Origin of the sequence: Pantoea sp. SOD02, from assembly GCF_024707505.1 — a bacterium.
GTDB classification, from domain to species: Bacteria; Pseudomonadota; Gammaproteobacteria; order Enterobacterales; family Enterobacteriaceae; genus Pantoea; species Pantoea symbiotica.
This window is the reverse complement of sequence record NZ_CP102605.1, coordinates 251,365-269,322: the sequence shown is the minus strand read 5'-3', so window position 1 is coordinate 269,322 and position 17,958 is coordinate 251,365. Positions and strand designations below refer to the sequence as shown.

Here is a 17,958-nt window from a genome sequence, read left to right as displayed (position 1 = left end):
ATTTTTTATTTTTGATATTAATTATCGTGATATCTCACGCTATGCTTGCTGCATCCCCGCTAAAGATAAAGACCATGAAAACCGATCTCCGCACTTTAGATCTCAACTTACTGAAAGCGCTAGACGCACTGCTCGATGAGCGCAGCGTGACGCGCGCGGCAGAGCGTTTATCGCTGACGCAGCCAGCGGTCAGCGGCATGTTGACGCGGTTACGTGAATGCTTTGACGATCCGCTATTCACCCGCACCCAGCGAGGCATTGTGCCGACGCTGCGCGCGCTGGAACTGGCGCTGCCGGTAAAAAGCATTCTGACGGAAGTGAGTGCGCTGCTGCAGCCGAAGCAATTTGATCCGGCCACCGCTGAGATGACCATCAATATTGCCGCCACCGATTACGCACTGCGCGCGGTGATCGTGCCGTTTATGGCGGCGTTGCGTCAGCAGGCGCCGGGCATTCGCGTGGCGGTATTGCCGGTGAACAATGAGCAGTTGGCGCTACAATTCGAACGCGGATCGGTGGATATCGCCTTGATCACGCCCGATACCGCTCCGCCCGAACTGCATGCCCGCGCGTTGTACGCTGAAGAGTATGTTTGTCTGATGCGCGACGATCATACGCTCGCCCACCATGAAAATCTCACGTTAGACGACTTTTGCGCGCAGGATCACGCGCTGGTGTCTTATATCGGCGGGAGTTTTCATGGCGTCACCGATGCGGCTTTGAATGCGATGGGACGCTCGCGCCGCGTCACGCTTTCGGTGTGCAGCTTTTTAGTGCTGCCGGAGATTTTGCGCGTTAGCGATTTGATCAGCGTGGTGCCGCGTCGTCTGGCGCTGCACCACGCGGGATTGAAAGTCTTCGCGCCGCCGCTAGAGATTCAGGGCTTCACTAAAACCGTGGCGTGGCACGAAAGAACGCACCGCGATGCCGGACATCGCTGGTTGCGCGACTTGCTATTCGCCACGGCAATTTAGGTCAGAACTTCAGCTGCGCCCGCGCGGTATATAGACGACGATAGGCTAAATAGGCGGCGATGATGGTGGATAAACTCGCCGTACCAATCAGCATAAAGGTCACCATAATCTGGTACTTAATCGCCTTTACCGGATCGATACCGGCAAAAATCAGCCCTGACATCATGCCCGGTAAGCTCACCAATCCCACGGTTTTGGCGCCATCAACGGTGGGAATCATCGCCGCGCGGATGCTGTCGCGAATAAAGCGCGCCGACGCCATTTTTACCGGTGCGCCGAGGCTCAGCATTTCCTGAATTTTTTGCCGGTTATCGCTGAAGCGTTGGTTGAGATTGCTGAAACAGAGGCCCACCGCCACCATCGCGTTGCCAGCGATCATCCCGGAGATCGGGATCACCTGCATCGGGATAAACTCGATAGCACCGCTTAGCAGCAGAATGGTCAACGTCAGCGTGGTGCCGGTGGTAATCGCCACAAACGAGATAACGAAACCGTTGCTGATATTGAGGCTGCGCTTGCGCGCATTGAGCGCCGCATTGACGCAGATAAACAGCACCATCAGCACGGTGAGCCAATCATTATTCAGATCAAAGATCGACTTAAGCACATAGCCAACGATCACCAGTTGGATAATGGCGCGACACACGCTCCAGATGATGTCTTTGCTCATGCCGAGCTTCTCTTTCTGGCTGATCAGCAGCGCAATCACCACCAGCAGCAGCGAAAGTAATAACGAGCTGTCGGTAATATTATGCTGGCTCATCGATCGCTCCCTGCTCTGGTGCCTCAAGTTTCAGCGCCTGTTGTGCCTCGCGAATCTCTTGCCCATCGTGGCTGATGCCGATCACAGCGAGATGCTTCTCGCGCACCAGCGAATCAATCAATGCGTTGATGATCACTTTATTCTCTTCATCTAATGCGCTGGTGACTTCATCCAGCAGCAGCACCTGCGGCAGAAATTGCAGGTTGCGCAGCAAGCCCACCCGTTGTTTCTCGCCGCCTGACAGCTGCTCGATTTTTTTATCGAGCATGTCAGCAGCCAAATGCACATCGGCAAGTGACGCGACCAATTTATCGCGCGACGGTTTCTGCTGGCGGATGTGCCACGGCAGCGCCAGGTTGTCGTAAACCGTGTCGCCGAACAGTTGCGGCGTCTGGAAACAATAGGAAACCTGTTGCCGATAATGTTGGGTTTTCAAGCTGGCAATATTCTGGTTCTTAAACAAGATCTTCCCGCCGCTCGGTTCAAGAAGCGAGGCGAGAATCTTCAGCAAGGTGCTTTTACCGCTGCCCGAAGGACCGGTCAGCAACAGCCTTTCTCCCGCGTTAATTTGCAGCGAAACGGGCGCCAGCAGTGTGCGCCCCTGCAGCGAAAAGGTTACGCCTTGCACATCCAGCAAGGGAAAATCGGTGGTCATATTTGCTTCCAAAATTAGGGCGTTCGGGATTTGCGCGCGCCGGGGCGCGTCAAAGCGTTACTGATTTCATACAGCTTGCTCATGCTGTTCATGGTGGCGACCGGCGCGGCAGCGGCCAATCCTAACACTAAGATCTCCAGACAGATCATCGGCGTAGCATGCACCGGCATTTTGTCGGCGGAACGGCTGCGGGGAATTTCAATCATCACATCGGCATGCTGGGCAAAAATTGAATCGGTGGCCGCAGTCAGCAGGACAACCTTGATGCCCAGCCGCTGTGCTTCCGCCAGCGTAACCATGCCTTCCGGGTGCGCGCTGCTCTGCGCCAGCATGATCAGCACATCGGCGTGGCGCATTTCAGCAATCTGTTCGCTCAGCGCAATGCCCGTGTGGTTCAGCACATACGCCGAGGTGCCATTGCGTTTGAACAGCCGTGCGGTGTAATCCGCCAGAATCGCTGATGCGCCAATGCCAAAAATCGCCACACGTTCTGCCTGTTGCAGCAGATCAATCGCCTGTTGAATCGCCTGACGATTAGCGGGTGCCGCCAGCATTTCACAGCTGATACGATAACTATCCAGCACAAAATCGATGCTGCCTTTGGCGTCCTGCGCCAGTTCATTCACCGTTGAGGCCACACGCGCGGGGGAACGCCGCGTGACGCCAAGGTATTCACTAATGACAATTTTGAGATCGCGATACCCGGAGAAGCCCAGCGCCTGAATCGCGCGAATCACTGTTGCATCAGAGGTTTGCGTATCAATCGCAATGCCGAGTGCGGTTTTGTCCAGCACCACACTGCGATGCTGATGAATATAGTGCGCAACCTTTAACAGACGTGGAGTGAGTTGATGCTTGCAAGCATGGAAACGTTCACCGTAGAGATCGTAAGGTCGTTTACTGGTTTTTGGCGTGGAATCGGTCACGGCAGATAAACACCTGTAAATTAATGCGCCGTAAAAACCCTATTATTGGCGCGAGGATTAAGAAAACCTTAAATAGTTAAAATAATTGAACAGATTTAAAAACCAAGTCAGGAAACCATATCCTTTGCCGACAAGGCAATAATGTAGTGAAAATAAAAACGCGCAAACAAAACTACATCTACTACTACAAAATACCAGTAATGACATGAATAACAAAGCATTTTATAACTACATAATATTTTAATATTGCAACTTATAAATTTTCAACCATCTGATGTAAACCCGTTAATTATTTAAAAAAAACCATAACCCGCTAAATTAGCGCCACAATTTAGTTGTAAATGAAAATCAATCTCATTACTATCTGCGCTTCTTAATATTCCTATTTGATGCGGATTTAAACTAATGAAGTGTCTTTGTTGTTTTTCACCAGCGGTAAAATATACGCGCTCTGGCTCTCAGGTTTTACTGGCTTCAACCTTGCTGTATAGCGCTTCTGCCGCTGCAGCCGATCAAACATTAACCGTCACGGCCGATCAGCCCTCTTCCACCAGCAGTTATAACCAGGATGACGCGGCAACCACGTTACGCACCGCGACGCCGCGCAGTGAAACACCACAATCCATCAGCGTGGTGACACCGCAGGTAATGAAGGATTATCAGGTCACCAGCCTCAACGATGCGGTAAAGTTTGTCAGCGGCGTGACGCAGGGCAATACGTTGGGCGGTACCGAAGATGGCTTCGTTAAACGCGGATTCGGCTCCAACACCGATGGTTCAATCTTCATTGATGGCGTGCGCAGCAATCAGGGATTGACCATGGATTCCAGTATCGATCATGTCGAAGTGCTGAAAGGATCTTCATCGCTGTTGTACGGCATTCTCAATCCCGGCGGCATCATCAATCTGGTGAGCAAAAAGCCGCAGTATCAATGGAATACGCATATCAGCGGTGAATCCAGCAGCTTCGGCGGTGGCACCGGTATGGTCGATGTCACCGGGCCGCTCGGCAACGGCTTCGCCTTCCGCATGGTAGCGGAGCGCCAGCGCGAAGATTACTGGCGCAATTTTGGTGTCAATGAACACACGCTGCTGGCCCCTTCGCTAAGCTGGTACGGCGATCGTGCCAACTTTAACGTCAGTTACGTCGAGTATAAATATGACGTGCCTTACGACCGTGGCACGGCGTTTATCGGCGGCAAGCCGGTAGATATTCCTTATAACCGTCGTCTGGACGACTACGCCAACCATGCATGGGGCAAAAACAAACGTCTTAACGTGAGCTACGGCTATAACCTAGATGACGTTTGGGAAACGCACCTCAATTACGGCTGGATGCAGCGCCGTTATGACAGCAACGAAGTGCGCGCCACTGCAATTAACACCAGCACCGGTATCGTCTCACGTCGAGCCGATGCCAACCGTGGTTTCAACCATCAAACCGAATACGTATCCTGGGACATTAGTGGGTCGCCAACCCTTGCGGGTATGCAACATGATCTGCTGCTAGGCGTCGATTATGAGCAGAATGAAACCTACAAAGCGCGATCCTATCGCGGCAGCGTTTCACGCAGCTTCAATATGTACGATCCGGTTTACGGTGAAGAACCGATTCTCAGCGACAGCACCTACAACGACAGCATCAGCAACCTGCGCACCAACCTGTATAGCCGTTCGCTGTTTGCTAAAGACAGCATCCATCTCACTGATAAATGGATCGCCGTTTTGGGAGGCAGATTCCAACGCTATACGCAAACTTCCAGTAATGGCTTTATAAATCCAGAGACAACGCTCAACGATCGCGGTAACGCCTTCCTGCCGCAAGTTGGTGTGGTGTATAAGGTTTTACCAGACGTGTCGCTGTATGGCAGCTACAGCAAATCGTTTACGCCTTCGACGCAAACTGATGATAACGGCGATGTGGCATCCACCGAAAAAGGCAGCACCTGGGAAGTGGGATCGAAGTGGCAAGTGGCGCCAAATCTGGCCGCAACGCTGGCGCTGTATCGCATTGATGAGACCGATATGTCGATTTTCATCAACGGCGTGACGCGTAATATCCCGAAAGCGCGCTCAACCGGCGCTGAACTGGAGATCAACGGTGAAATTACGCCGGACTGGAATCTGATTGCCAACTACAGCTACGACAAAACTGAAATCGTGGCGGACAACGTGAACCCAGACAACGTCGGCAACCGCCTGGTGAATGCCCCAACCAACATGGGCAGTTTGTATCTGAGTCACACGCTGCGCTTCTCGTGGTTGCCGGGTGAATTGCGCCTCGGCGGCGGCGGGCGTTATGTCGGTACGCGGGCGGGCGATCCGGAAAACAGCTTTGTGATGCCGGCTTATACCGTGGCGGATGCCTTTATCGCCTGGGATAGTCAGCTGATCGGTAAACATACGCAGTTGAAGCTGAACGTGAAGAATCTGCTTAACCGCGAATATTACGAATCCAGCGCCGGTAATCTGCGCGTAATTGAAGGTGAGCCGCGCGTGATGTATCTGCAGGCGTCAGTCGATTTCTAACATGATTCGCTCCGCCGTCTTGGGCGGAGCCATCAGAGAGCAGAATAATGAGACGAATATTGCTGGCTTTGCTGCTGTTTCTGCCCTGGATCGCTCAGGGCAAAATGCTCACCGACAGTTTGGGCCGTCAGGTTGAGGTGCCGGATAATCCGCAGCGCCTGGTGATTGGTGAAAGCCGGATGATCTATACGCTGGCGCTGGTAGAAGAGGGAAATCCCGCTAAACGCGTGGTGGGCTGGCCAGCTGATCTGCACAATCTGGATAAACAAACATGGGATCGCTACGTCAAAGCCTTTCCGCAGATCGCCAAAATTACGCAAATCGGTAACTCCAACTTTTCCCAACTGAACGTGGAAAAAATCATCGCCCTGCAACCGGATCTGGTGATTTTGCCGGTGTATGCGCGCACGCCGCCGAATAACTCAGCCTTTATGCAGCAGTTGGCGGCGGCAAGCATTCCGGTGCTGTTTCTCGATTTTCGCGTCGATCCGCTGAAAAACACCGTGAGCAGCCTGCGCACGCTGGGAGCTGCGTTGAACGGTGAGGCGAAAAGCGAACGCTTTATTGCGTTTTACCAACTGCATATGCAGCGCATTCGTGAACGTCTGGTGAGCTATCAGGGCGAGCGTCCCAGAGTGATGTTGCAGTTGCACTTGGGTAAAAAGGCGGAATGTTGTACTACCGTGGCGCATGGCAATCTGGCTGATTTGATCGCTTTTGCCGGTGGCGACAATATCGCGGCGGGACGCTTCCCGGCGGTATTTGGGCAGCTCAATCCAGAAGCGGTGATCGCGGCCAATCCGGATATCTATATCGCCACCGGTTCAGCAGCGCCCACCGAACCCGGCTTTTTGCAGCTCGGACCGCAAGTGAATGCCGCTGCCGCCCGTGCAAGCTTCCTGCATGCCCTTTCCAGCGATGCGACCGTTTCGGTGTTATCGGCGGTACAACAGCAGCACGCCTCTGCATTTTGGCAGAACTTTTATATGAGTCCGTGGCACTTGCTGGTGGCTGAATTTTTCGCCAAAACATTTCATCCCACGCTTTTTCAAGATCTCTCACCGGAAGAGACGCTGAAGGAGATGAACCAACAGTTTCTGCCACTGCCTGAAACAGGAACCTATTGGACGCATAATTAACAAGTTATGGATGTTTTTGTCGTTGAGCATCAGTCGATGGTAAAGCGGTCGCCATAAATGGCGACCCTACAGATTTTGTAGGGTGCGCATTTATGCGCACCTGGCCGCCATCAACGCAATGGCTACAAATTTCCGCCACCTCACTCTTCAACCTAAGGTTCACTTAATCTTCATTAATGAAAATAGCCTCACCTTAAGAGGAAATTTTGATGAGATTGATGATGTCCCGACCATTCAGTGAATATGCGGCGGTTGCGGTTAGCGCGTTCGCCGTGGTGAGTTTTCTCACCCTTTGGTTCTCTGCCTAAAAACGCCACGCTGTGGCGTTTTTTTTTGCCTGCATGAGTTACATGACAAATTTGTCATCCTCCCCTTTCCTTTCTGTTCGGTGGGCTTCGATAAACTGGCGCAAATGAAATTATCGCTTTGAGGCACCATGGCATTTCAACGTAAAGGAACACTTCTGCTAATTGCAGGTTTACTGCTCGGCAGCGCCAGCTGGTATTTTTGGCCGCGACAGCAAGCGGATGCTGCGGTGAAGCCCGCCAACGCACCGGCGTTAGTCAGCATGATCAGCGCCGCTGTTAAACCTCTTCCCATCACTCTCGCCACGCAGGGCCACGTTGTACCACTGAATCAGGTGGATATTCAGGCGCAGGTCACCGGCACGGTGAAAACGGTGGATTTCCACGAAGGGGATTTCGTGAAGGCCGGACAGTTGCTGTTCACCCTGGATAGCGCCAGCCAGCAGGCGACCTACGACCGCGCCGTCGCTACCGTGGGCGAATCCAAAGCATTACTGGTCAAAGCGCAAAACGATTTGCAACGCAGCCGTGCGCTGAAGGCGAAGAATTACATCTCGCTATCTGACTGGGACACGCTGCAGAGCAACGTGCAGCAATATCAGGCGCAGCTGCGCGCCGCGCAACAGGATGTGCAGACGGCACAGGTTAACCTTGGATACACCCGCATTATCGCGCCGGTCAGCGGCAAAACCGGCGCGCTGAACGTGCATCCCGGCAGTCTGGTGCAGCCCGGCAGCACGCTGCCGCTGGTTTCACTGATGCAATTTGACCCGATTGGCGTGTCGTTTACCTTGCCGGAACAGGATCTGAAAGCGGTGCTGGCCGCGCAGGCGCAAGGTTCCGTCACCGTTTGGGTGGAGAACGCCAACGGCCAGCCTATCGCCGGACAACTCGACTTCATTGATAACAGCGTCAGCACCGACAGCGGCACCATCGCGTTGAAAGCGCGCTTCAGTAATCAGCAGCATCTGCTGTGGCCCGGCTTGTTCCAGAACGTCAAAGTTGATGCGGGCGTAACGCCAGATGCGGTGGTGTTGCCACCACAAGCGGTGCAAAACGGGCCCGATGGCCATTTTGTCTATGTTATCGATCCACATAACCAGGCGGCGGCCAAGCCCGTGACGCTGCTGCGCATTCAGCAACAGTTAGCCGTGATCACCGGCATTGCGCAGGGAACCAAAGTGGTTAATGAGGGCGCCAATAATTTGCGTCCCGGCATGTCGGTGCAGATCGCCAGCAGCATCGATAAGGCGGTGATGCAGCCATGAAAATCTCAGAACTCTGTTTGCAGCGTCCGATTGCGGTGCTGCTGTTGTGGATCGCGGTGATGGTAGCGGGCTTCGTCTGCTGGAACCATTTGCCGGTCGCTGCATTACCCACTTTTGATACGCCGACCATTAAAGTAAACGCTTCACTCTCCGGCGCCAGCCCGGAAACCATGGCATCCTCGGTGGCCACGCCGTTAGAGAAAAATCTGGCCACTATCGCCGGTGTAGCGATGATGACCTCCACCAACCTCGAAGGTGCGACCACCATTGTGCTCGAGTTCGATCCTTCGGTGAACATTGATTCGGCATCGGTGGATGTGCAGGCCGCGCTGTATCAGTCGCTGAAAAAGCTGCCTGCTCAGATGACCACGCCGCCAACCTTTAAAAAGGTCAATCCGGCGGATGCGCCCATTGCGCAAATCAGCCTCGATTCTCCCTCCATGACGCTATCGGATCTCAACCGTTTTTCTGACGATCTGATTTCGCCGTCGCTATCGATGATCCAAGGCGTGGCGGAAGTCACGGTGATTGGGCAGAAACGTTACGCGGTGCGCGTTGAGGTGGATCCGGCGAAGCTTGCCGCCACCGATATGACGCTGGAAGAGTTGCACACAGCGCTTAAAGCTGCGAATGACAATTCGCCCGTCGGCGAACTGGACGGCAAGCGGCAGATGATGATGCTGCAAACGCACGGCGATCTGCGTAATGCCGATGATTTTAAAAACGTGGTGATTGCCACACGCAACGGCCAACCGATAAGGCTGCTGGATGTCGCGGACGTGCAGGACAGCATCGAGAACACGCTTAGCCACAGCGCGGTGAACAATCACACCGCGATTGTGCTGAGCATTACCCGCCAGCCGGGCGCGAATCTGGTGGCCACGCTGGATAGCATCAAGCAACTTCTACCAAAACTGCAGCAGCAAATGCCCTCTTCCGTGCATATGCAGTTGCTGAATGACCGATCTATTTCGGTGCGCAACGCCATTCATGACGTCAATATCACCCTGCTGCTCACCATCGCGCTGGTGATCATGGTGATTCTGCTGTTCCTGCGTCATGTGCGCGCCACATTGATTCCGGCGCTAAGCGTGCCGATCTCGCTGCTGGGATCGTTTGCGCTGATGTATGCCTTTGGTTTAAGCCTCGACAACATCTCGCTGATGGGGCTGACCATCGCCGTGGGATTGGTTGTAGACGACGCGATTGTGGTGCTGGAAAACATCATGCGCTATATCGAGCAAGGCGATGATGCCAAAACGGCGGCGCTGAAAGGGGTGAAAGAGGTCGGCTTTACCGTCATCTCCATTTCATTGTCGCTGGTGGCGGTGTTTATTCCGATCTTCTTCATGCCCGGCACCATGGGCTTGTTATTCCACGAATTTGCCTGGGTGGTTTCTCTGGCGATACTGGTTTCAGCCGTCGCATCATTAACTATCATTCCGCTGCTGGTGCCGATGTTAGTGCGCCATCATGCCGCCGAGGATAAACCGGAACCGGCATGGAGCCGCCGCTTTGAGCAGATGTTTGAATCTCTGCGCCAGCACTATGCCAACGGGCTGCACTGGGCGGTGGCACATCGCACGGTTACCCTTTCCGTCGCGGCGTTAACCGTAGCCTTAACCGCATATCTGTATATCACTGCGCCCAAGGGATTTTTCCCGCAGGAGGATATCGGTCAGGTCACGGCAAACATCGATACGCCGCAGGATATGTCTTATGACGCGCGCAAAGATGTCGCTTATCAGATAGGTAATACGCTGCTCAAAGACAGCGCCATCGACACCATTGTGACCAAAGTCGATCATGACACCACGCAGCTGAATATCACCCTGAAGGATCAAACCCAGCGTCCCGCGATGGCGCAGGTGCTGCAAAAAATGCGCAGCGAAACCGGTTATCTACCCGGCATTAAGGTGTTTTACAGCCCGGTGCAAAACTTCAAAGTGGGCGGCCGCGCGGCGAAAAGCAGCTATCAATACACCTTACAATCGGTGAGCAGTAGCAGCGGATTAAGCCTGAACCAATACGCTAATCAGTTGATGGCGGAGATGAACAAGAGCGGCGTGTTTGTTGGCGTCAACAGTGATGCGCAGCTGAATGGTTTGCAGGCCGAGCTGACGATTGACCGCAACAAGGCGTCGCTGCTTGGCGTGGATGTTGATCAGATCCGCAGCAATCTGTATGCCGCCTTTGGCACGTTGCAGGCTTCCACCATCTATGCGCCGGAAGACAGTTATCAGGTGATTATGGAAGTGCAGCAGCCGTTCCGACAGAACGAGAGCGATCTGTCACAAATCTATGTGCGCTCATCCAGTAATGCGCTGCTGCCGCTGTCCACGTTCACCCATATCAGCCGCGTGCAGGGCGTGACTGCCGTTAATCATCAGGGACAACTGCCGGCAATCACCATCTCATTCGATCTCGCGCCGGGTAAATCACTGTCGGACGCCACTCAGGCCATCACGCAAGCGGAAAACAACATCCAGTTACCTGCGACGGTATTTGGCACCTATGCCGGGCAAGCCGCGCTGTTTCAGCAGTCACAGAGCAGCCAGGTATGGTTGATTGTGCTGGCGCTGGCGGTGATTTACGTGATTCTGGGCATGCTGTACGAGAGCTGGATTCATCCCGTCACCATTCTGCTTGGCTTACCCTCGGCGGCGGTCGGCGCACTGCTGGCGCTGCGGCTGATGCAGTTGGATCTCACCTTCATCGCCATGATCGGTATTTTGCTGCTGATTGGCATCGTGAAAAAGAACGCCATCATGATGATCGACTTTGCCTTGTCGGCACAGCGCGAGCAGGGAATGAGCGCGCATGAAGCCATTATTCAGGCCTGTTTACAGCGTTTTCGTCCCATCATGATGACCACGCTGTGCGCGATTATGGGTGCGCTTCCCATTGCCTGCGGCTGGGGCGCGGGTGCTGAGCTGCGTCAGCCGATGGGCGTTGCGGTGGTGGGCGGCTTAGTGTTCTCGCAGTTTATTACCCTGTTTATCACGCCAGTGCTTTACCTGATGTTTGAACGCAGCGGTTCGCGTCTGGATACGCTCACGCATGCCGTGGAGGAACCATGAGATTATTGCTGGTCGAAGACCAAACTATGGCGGCGGATTACATCGCTAAAGGCTTGCGGGAGAATGATTTTGTGGTGGATGTCGCCGCCAACGGCATTGATGGGCTGCATCTGCTGCTCACCAATGACTATGACCTCGCCATCCTCGATGTGATGCTGCCCGGCATGAATGGCTGGAAGCTACTGGAGCTGGCGCGTCAGGCGGGCCGCCCCACGCCAGTGATGTTTCTGACGGCGCGCGATGACGTCGACGATCGCGTCAAAGGGCTGGAGTTAGGCGCGGAAGATTATCTCATCAAGCCCTTCTCGTTTAGCGAACTGCTGGCACGCGCGCGGGTGATTTTACGCCGCCTGACCGGCAGCACCTTGCTGGTTGCCGAAGAGTCGCAACGGCAAATCGGCGGGCTGGTACTGGATTTCGTCAAACACAAAGTGACGCGCGATGGCAACCGCATAGAACTGACGCAGAAAGAGTTTTTGTTGCTCAGTTTGCTGATGCGGCGCAGCGGCGAAGTGTTGTCACGTACCGTGATCGCCGAGCAGGTTTGGGATATGAATTTCGATCCCGAAACCAATGTGATTGATGTAGCGATACGTCGCTTGCGCGGCAAAATTGATGACAATTACGCCGTAAAGCTGCTGCACACCATACGTGGTGCAGGTTATGTGCTGGAAGAAAAAGAGCCTGCTGATGCCCCGTAACGTCTCCATTACTCTGCGCCTGACGCTGTTTTTCTCGGTGGCGATGGCTCTGGTGTTGTACAGCGTTTCAGGTTTGCTGTACCAAACCCTGCGCGATCAGCTGAACAGCAAAGACGTCAATGAACTGCGCAGTACGCTGCAATTTCAAAAAGAGATTGCCAGCACCATCAGTGAACGTCAGGGATCGCAGGAGCAGTGGCAAAATGAGCTGTTTGAGTTTATTGCCGAACAGGATCGGCTTTCGCTGCGCATCATCAGCCCGGACGGTAAGATCTGGTCGCAATCAAAAAACATGCGTGTGCCGGTTGCCGATTATCCCGCGCCGACCGCCAGCTTTAACTACGCCAGCTGGAAACATCACGACGGCAAGCTGCATGAAAAATACCTGATCACCGCCACCACCTTTACCTTAAAAGGCAAAGAGTTATGGTCGGTACAGGCGGCGCTGAACGTATCGCGTAATAATGAAATCATCGAGAACTACTGGGCGCGCATGCAGATTATGGCGGCGTTAGCGATTCTGTTGTTTGCTGCGGGCGGTTACTGGCTGGCACATCGCGGCCTGCGCCCTTTACGCGTGATGAGTCAGCAAATCGAAACCATCAGCATTGAAGAGTTGCATACCCGACTTGCCACCCAACGCTGGCCATCGGAGCTGGTGATCGTTGCTCGCTCGTTCGACAGCATGCTGACGCGCCTCGAAGCCTCTTTCGATCAGCTGACGCGTTTTTCCTCTGATTTAGCACATGAACTGCGTGGGCCGATTAATAATCTCGTTTCCGCCGCCAGCGTGACGCTGAATCAACCACGCCCGAACAGCGAATATCAGGAGACGCTGGAAGCGATGGTCGAAGAAGGCGAACGGCTTTCCCGCACCATCTCTTCGATGCTGTTTCTGGCACGGGCTGATAATAGCCGCGAGCCGTTAAAGAAAGAGCGTTTAGATAGCGAGGCGGAGTTCCGCAGGCTGATTGGTTTTTATGACATTTTGGCCGAGGAGAAAAGCATTGCGCTTACGCAGCAGGGTTCACTGACCTTTTCAGCCGATTCGCTGCATTTTCAGCGTGCGCTAGCGAATCTGTTATCCAATGCCATTCATTACACGCCGGCTGGCGGACATATTACGCTCACTGCGCGACGCGAAAATTACTGGCTCTATTTTAGTGTGAAGGATGACGGCGAAGGAATTCACTCTGAGCATATTCCCCACCTGTTTGACCGTTTTTATCGTGCTGATGAATCCAGAAGCAGTGCGGAAAATACCGGATTGGGATTAGCGATTGTAAAAACCATCGCCGAACTGCACGGCGGCAAAGTAAGCGTGATAAGTCAGCCCGGAAAAGGCAGCACCTTTACGCTGGCGATTCCTGATAGCAGGTCGCCATAAAACCGCCAGCTCTTTGTAGGGTCGCCATTTATGGCGACCAGGTGCGCATTTATGCGCCCTCCAAACCAACCCGATGCTTCCCTGCTCCATGCAGAAAATAAACTGCTGGAAGACTCAAATAAAACGCAATCATGATTGATGTAAAGAGATCGCCGGGCCAATGCATGCCCAATAAAAGACGGCTGATCATCACGCCTATCGCCCACAGCATGATGATCGTGGCCAACAGCCTTTTCCCGCGCGCGAGCAGTAAACTCACCGCCATCAGCCCCCAGGTAGCAGCAAATACCGTATGCCCCGACGGAAAAGCTGAATCAGTTTGATTTAGCCAATGCTGCTTCTGCCACTGCGGGATAACGCTGATGCTCTCTAACCGCTTACTCAACATCGCCTGCCGCTCTGCGCTATCCACCTGATAAAAATGACGGTCTATCTCGCTGTCTGTTTGGCTCAGCCACACTATATAAGGCCGTGGTTCAGGCGTGGTTCTCTTAATCACATTCACGGCTAACTGACCCAAAATAATCGGCAGTAATAGCACCACAGCATATTTAAACCATTCGGCTTTGCGAATGCGCAATGCATAGATCAGTGCGCCCACCAACAAAGCGGCGGTAATCATGCCATAAGGTCGTGAAACAGTTTGCGTCAGCAGATAAAAGCCAAATAGCCCCGCTGATTGCTGGCTGGCATTCCAATTCCAGTGCAGCATCCAGGCACTGAGCGGAATACCAAACAGCACCGCACAACAGGCGATTAATAAGAGATAGGGATTGCGAATAATTCGCCTGGTTTCAATCACCATGATAGCTACTCAGTTTTTTCCCGGTTAATCCGCAGATGACCGAAGAGATAATTATTCAGTCGATAAAGGTGAGCAAATAGCGGATCTAAACGATTTTCTGCTTTTTTCACGCCGCAGCAACACAACAACGCCACCGTGATTGAACCCAGCATATCGGCCGGGAAATGCACACCCATATAAATACGTCCCCAGGCGATAAACAGACTCAGCAGCAACAGGCTCAAGCCAGCCTGAATTTTTCTGCTGAACAGCAAACTGAAGGTAATGGCGCAGGCCAGCGTCATATGATCGCTCGGGAAAGAGGCATCAGCAGCATGGCTAAGGAAAGTGTGACCAATCGGCACCATAAACGGCCTTGGATGCGGGAAGAAATAACCGATAACCATATTTACGCACAATGCCACGATGCCAGCGGTAAGCGCCTGCATTGCCACGCGTTGATTCTCGGGTTTAAAGCTAAACCAATAGACCAGCAAGCTCAGCGGGAAAATAAAAATTAACCAGGAGGCGCAGATATTCCCTAATGTCAGAAATAAGCTCGAGGCATGAGCCGGAGCGTTAATCATAAGAAAGAGCGAGTCATTAATATTCTCTGCTGTCTCTGAGGTGAGAATCATATTTATTCCTTGTGGAAATTAAGTAAGTGGTAAAGCAATGCTCACCTTCAGCCCCGTCGCGGAAGACGTTGCCGCAGTGAGCTTCACTTGCCCTTTCATGCGCGTCACAATGGCGCTGACAATAGACAATCCCAAACCAGAGCCAGAAATATCGCTTCCTTCAATGCGATAAAATGCGTCAAATACCCGTTCTCTTTTATCAACAGCAATACCCGGACCGCTGTCTTCAATATCGATAAACAGACAGGCTGCGCTGTGATTAATCGTAATATCCACCTTTCCTGCTAACGGCGTATATTGGATGGCGTTATGCACAACATTGCGTAATAGCGTGTAGAGTTCCGATGGTCGGGCGATAATTGATGCCTCACTATTACCCACCACGCCAATATCGATGGATTTCTGCTCCGCCAGCGGCAGCAAATCGGAAACTACCTGCTTTACCACCGTAAACACCGCGATGGATTCAACCGGCGGCAGATTGCCCACTTCTCCATTTTGCGCCCGGCTCAGGCTCAGCAACTGTTCAACCAGCGTGCTGGTGCGTTTCATCCCAGCGCGTAATTGCATTAACCGGTCGCGGCTCTCCGTTGAAAGATCGCTGGCATCCAGCCTTTCGGCCTGCAACATCAAGGCGGTCAGCGGCGAACGCAGTTCATGTGCAGCATCCGCCACAAACCGCCGCTGCCGCTCCACCGACTCCGCCGAGCGTTGCAATAACTGATTGATGGCAGTGATAAACGGCGTGATCTCACGCGGTATAAATTCACTGCTTAATGCCATGCTCAGACCATCACGTTGCGCATCGACGGCATCCGCCAGCTTGCGTATTGGGCGAAAAATCTTTCTTACCAGATCGGCCACCAGATAGAGCAAAACCGGAAACAGAATGCAGAACGGCACCAGCGTGCGCAGCGCGGATGACAGCGCCACGCTCTGTCGCACCGAAGCACGCTGCGCGACGGCGACGCGCAGGCCATCATGCAACTCCTCAATCAACACGCGATAGACGTGCCGGTTGATGCGCGTGGTGTAAAACCCGACCGGCAGCGAGGCGAGCGAGGAAAAAGCGTCTTGCGATACCGGTTCCATCCCTTGTGCCACGGGAAAGATGAAGTGCACGATAATGCGTGATGCCTCTTCATCCTGTAGCGGCGGACTAACGAAATTGCTGTTGCGCGGCGCGAGCAGGTCATCTTTTGCCAGGCTGGCAATCTGCTGCAGCGATGAATCCTGCAGTTCGTGCGCTTCATCCCATGCCGAGAGAAAACCGAGCACGCCGCACAGCACCGCAATGCCGACCACCGCCATGCACAGGACAAATGACAGCCGGAATTGCGCGGAGTCGCTTAGTCTTTTTTTGAGACTTTCCATCCCACGCCCCGAATGTTTTTGATGGCGTCGCTGCCCAGTTTTTTACGTAGCGCATGGATGAAATACTCCACCGCATTGCTCTCAATCTCCTCGCCCCAGCCGTAGATTTTCTCCTCCAGTTCGCTGCGGGAGAAAATCTGCCCCGGCTGCATCAGCAAAGCCTGCAACAACGCATACTCGCGGCTGGAAAGGGTGAATTTTTCCTCGCGGTCGCGGTGATGCACCTCGCGCGTGGCAGGATTGAGCATCAGCTCGCCATTGCTCAATAGCGATGTTGCATGCCCTGCTTTACGGCGCATCACCGCTCTGGCGCGCGCCAGCAATTCACTCATCTCAAAGGGTTTCAGCAGATAATCATCGGCTCCGGCATCAAGGCCGTGCAGGCGATCTTCCAGCGCATCCCGCGCCGTCACTACCACCAGCGGCACCTGATTGCCCGAACGCCGCACTTCATCGAGCACCTCAAAGCCATTTTTAGCCGGTAACCCGAGATCAAGCAGCACCAGATCGTAGTCATGGGTTCTCAGGCTAAGTAATGCTTGTTCGCCATCACGCACCCAATCGGCGGCGTAAGAAGCATCCTTGAGCGCGGCTTGCACGGCGCAACCGATCATCTGGTCATCTTCAACCAGCAGCACTCTCATGGTCGATCCTGAGGTGAGGAGCGTGAAAACACACCCGAAACCACAATTAATGCCACCATCGCAATCAGGAAGATGAGGTTCACCGGAGTGGTGCCGTAGCCGAGACCGCCCTGCTTAATCGGTTGTGAGAAGAGATCGGCCAGCGCAGCGCCAAGTGGCCTGGTCAGCACATACACGCACCAGAAACAGGCCACGGCGCTGATTGCCCGGATACGCCACAGGAAGCCGGTGATGGCGATCAGTACGGCGAACAGCATGGTGGTGGAGAGATAACCGAGGCCAAGTCGCTCAGCCAGGGCATCACCCAACGCCGTACCAAAGGCAAAGGTGATCATGATGGCGAGCCAGTAATAGAGTTCGCGGCTGGTGGTATTAATCGCAGCGAACTCCAGCGTGCCTTCCGAGCGATGCCAGAACATCAACACCATTACCAGCGCGGAGCCAAACATCGCCACGGAATAAAGCAGCGGCACTTGCATTTGGTCGGTTAAATAATCGGTGATTAAGGTACCGGTAATGCTGACTAATAAAACGGTGAGCCAGTAAAGCCACGGAATATAACGCGGTGATTTAAGCTGAAAAATAAGTGCGACGACAAACAATCCGGCGGCAATGATTGAGGTATGTACCAGGCCAAAACCGAGACCAAAATTGATCCAGTCAGCACCGGTTTCACCTACTGTGGTAGACATCATTTTTAACGCCCAGAACAGCAACGTCGCCTGCGGCACTTTGGTTTTCAGTTCGGTCAAATTATCGGTCATGTGGGCATTCCCCGTCAGCGTGTTAAC

General features: G+C 53.5%; 15 protein-coding genes. 7 read left to right on the top strand and 8 right to left on the bottom strand.

Going from position 1 to position 17,958, the window contains the following annotated elements:
* Window positions 1–74: 74 nt before the first annotated feature.
* Entirely contained in the window at window positions 75–974 is a 900-nt protein-coding gene (locus tag NR302_RS20760) for a LysR family transcriptional regulator (RefSeq protein ID WP_258145693.1), read from the top strand.
* 1 nt (window position 975) lies between these two features.
* On the opposite strand, the gene fetB is transcribed toward NR302_RS20760, so the two are convergent.
* The 3 genes from fetB to NR302_RS20745 are packed head-to-tail and all read right to left on the bottom strand — an operon-like array spanning window position 976 to window position 3,318.
* The gene (gene fetB, locus NR302_RS20755) at window positions 976–1,737 is read right to left on the bottom strand and encodes an iron efflux ABC transporter permease subunit FetB (RefSeq protein WP_154156813.1); all 762 of its coding nucleotides are present in this window, start codon (window positions 1,735–1,737) and stop codon (window positions 976–978) included.
* A complete protein-coding gene (locus NR302_RS20750) occupies window positions 1,724–2,392 on the bottom strand; it encodes an ATP-binding cassette domain-containing protein (RefSeq protein ID WP_258145692.1) in 669 nt (222 codons plus the stop codon). The genes fetB and NR302_RS20750 overlap by 14 nt, the downstream gene beginning before the upstream one ends.
* Window positions 2,393–2,406: 14 nt before the next feature.
* Window positions 2,407–3,318, bottom strand: coding sequence for a MurR/RpiR family transcriptional regulator (locus NR302_RS20745; RefSeq protein WP_258145691.1), 912 nt, complete (start codon window positions 3,316–3,318; stop codon window positions 2,407–2,409).
* A gap of 405 nt (window positions 3,319–3,723) precedes the next feature.
* Between NR302_RS20745 and NR302_RS20740 the strand changes: the two genes are divergently transcribed.
* From NR302_RS20740 to NR302_RS20715, 6 genes are all read left to right on the top strand, one after another.
* Complete coding sequence (locus NR302_RS20740; protein WP_258145690.1) at window positions 3,724–5,847, top strand: TonB-dependent siderophore receptor; 2,124 nt, start codon at window positions 3,724–3,726, stop codon at window positions 5,845–5,847.
* Window positions 5,848–5,894: 47 nt separating this feature from the next.
* A complete protein-coding gene (locus NR302_RS20735; RefSeq protein ID WP_258145689.1) occupies window positions 5,895–6,986 on the top strand; it encodes an ABC transporter substrate-binding protein in 1,092 nt (363 codons plus the stop codon).
* A 436-nt stretch (window positions 6,987–7,422) separates the two neighbouring features.
* Window positions 7,423–8,559, top strand: coding sequence for an efflux RND transporter periplasmic adaptor subunit (locus NR302_RS20730; protein WP_154156809.1), 1,137 nt, complete (start codon window positions 7,423–7,425; stop codon window positions 8,557–8,559).
* Window positions 8,556–11,639 (top strand): efflux RND transporter permease subunit, encoded by a 3,084-nt coding sequence (locus tag NR302_RS20725; RefSeq protein WP_258145688.1) that lies wholly within the window; start codon window positions 8,556–8,558, stop codon window positions 11,637–11,639. Before NR302_RS20730 ends, NR302_RS20725 begins: the two co-directional genes overlap by 4 nt.
* Window positions 11,636–12,340 carry a heavy metal response regulator transcription factor gene (locus tag NR302_RS20720; protein WP_258145687.1) on the top strand — a complete coding sequence of 235 codons (705 nt, stop codon included), beginning with the start codon at window positions 11,636–11,638 and terminating at the stop codon, window positions 12,338–12,340. The genes NR302_RS20725 and NR302_RS20720 overlap by 4 nt, the downstream gene beginning before the upstream one ends.
* Window positions 12,330–13,727 (top strand): heavy metal sensor histidine kinase, encoded by a 1,398-nt coding sequence (locus tag NR302_RS20715; protein ID WP_258145686.1) that lies wholly within the window; start codon window positions 12,330–12,332, stop codon window positions 13,725–13,727. The genes NR302_RS20720 and NR302_RS20715 overlap by 11 nt, the downstream gene beginning before the upstream one ends.
* 49 nt (window positions 13,728–13,776) lie before the next feature.
* Here NR302_RS20715 and NR302_RS20710 read toward each other — a convergent pair whose 3' ends face one another.
* From NR302_RS20710 to NR302_RS20690, 5 genes are all read right to left on the bottom strand, one after another.
* Window positions 13,777–14,532, bottom strand: coding sequence for a phosphatase PAP2 family protein (locus NR302_RS20710; protein WP_258145685.1), 756 nt, complete (start codon window positions 14,530–14,532; stop codon window positions 13,777–13,779).
* Between the two features lie 5 nt (window positions 14,533–14,537).
* Entirely contained in the window at window positions 14,538–15,098 is a 561-nt protein-coding gene (locus tag NR302_RS20705) for an undecaprenyl-diphosphatase (protein WP_258145684.1), read from the bottom strand.
* 69 nt (window positions 15,099–15,167) lie between these two features.
* Entirely contained in the window at window positions 15,168–16,523 is a 1,356-nt protein-coding gene (locus NR302_RS20700; protein WP_258145683.1) for an ATP-binding protein, read from the bottom strand.
* Window positions 16,499–17,167, bottom strand: coding sequence for a response regulator transcription factor (locus tag NR302_RS20695; RefSeq protein WP_258145682.1), 669 nt, complete (start codon window positions 17,165–17,167; stop codon window positions 16,499–16,501). The genes NR302_RS20700 and NR302_RS20695 overlap by 25 nt, the downstream gene beginning before the upstream one ends.
* Window positions 17,164–17,931 (bottom strand): hypothetical protein, encoded by a 768-nt coding sequence (locus tag NR302_RS20690; RefSeq protein WP_258145681.1) that lies wholly within the window; start codon window positions 17,929–17,931, stop codon window positions 17,164–17,166. Before NR302_RS20690 ends, NR302_RS20695 begins: the two co-directional genes overlap by 4 nt.
* Window positions 17,932–17,958: the final 27 nt, after the last annotated feature.

What these genes read in the sequence shown, in the direction of transcription:
- NR302_RS20760 (WP_258145693.1), top strand. Translation starts at nt 75, where the DNA reads ATGAAAACCGATCTCCGCACTTTAGATCTCAACTTACTGAAAGCGCTA.
- fetB (WP_154156813.1), bottom strand. Translation starts at nt 1,737, where the DNA reads ATGAGCCAGCATAATATTACCGACAGCTCGTTATTACTTTCGCTGCTG.
- NR302_RS20750 (WP_258145692.1), bottom strand. Translation starts at nt 2,392, where the DNA reads ATGACCACCGATTTTCCCTTGCTGGATGTGCAAGGCGTAACCTTTTCG.
- NR302_RS20740 (WP_258145690.1), top strand. Translation starts at nt 3,724, where the DNA reads ATGAAGTGTCTTTGTTGTTTTTCACCAGCGGTAAAATATACGCGCTCT.
- NR302_RS20735 (WP_258145689.1), top strand. Translation starts at nt 5,895, where the DNA reads ATGAGACGAATATTGCTGGCTTTGCTGCTGTTTCTGCCCTGGATCGCT.
- NR302_RS20730 (WP_154156809.1), top strand. Translation starts at nt 7,423, where the DNA reads ATGGCATTTCAACGTAAAGGAACACTTCTGCTAATTGCAGGTTTACTG.
- NR302_RS20725 (WP_258145688.1), top strand. Translation starts at nt 8,556, where the DNA reads ATGAAAATCTCAGAACTCTGTTTGCAGCGTCCGATTGCGGTGCTGCTG.
- NR302_RS20720 (WP_258145687.1), top strand. Translation starts at nt 11,636, where the DNA reads ATGAGATTATTGCTGGTCGAAGACCAAACTATGGCGGCGGATTACATC.
- NR302_RS20715 (WP_258145686.1), top strand. Translation starts at nt 12,330, where the DNA reads ATGCCCCGTAACGTCTCCATTACTCTGCGCCTGACGCTGTTTTTCTCG.
- NR302_RS20710 (WP_258145685.1), bottom strand. Translation starts at nt 14,532, where the DNA reads ATGGTGATTGAAACCAGGCGAATTATTCGCAATCCCTATCTCTTATTA.
- NR302_RS20705 (WP_258145684.1), bottom strand. Translation starts at nt 15,098, where the DNA reads ATGATTAACGCTCCGGCTCATGCCTCGAGCTTATTTCTGACATTAGGG.
- NR302_RS20700 (WP_258145683.1), bottom strand. Translation starts at nt 16,523, where the DNA reads ATGGAAAGTCTCAAAAAAAGACTAAGCGACTCCGCGCAATTCCGGCTG.
- NR302_RS20695 (WP_258145682.1), bottom strand. Translation starts at nt 17,167, where the DNA reads ATGAGAGTGCTGCTGGTTGAAGATGACCAGATGATCGGTTGCGCCGTG.
- NR302_RS20690 (WP_258145681.1), bottom strand. Translation starts at nt 17,931, where the DNA reads ATGACCGATAATTTGACCGAACTGAAAACCAAAGTGCCGCAGGCGACG.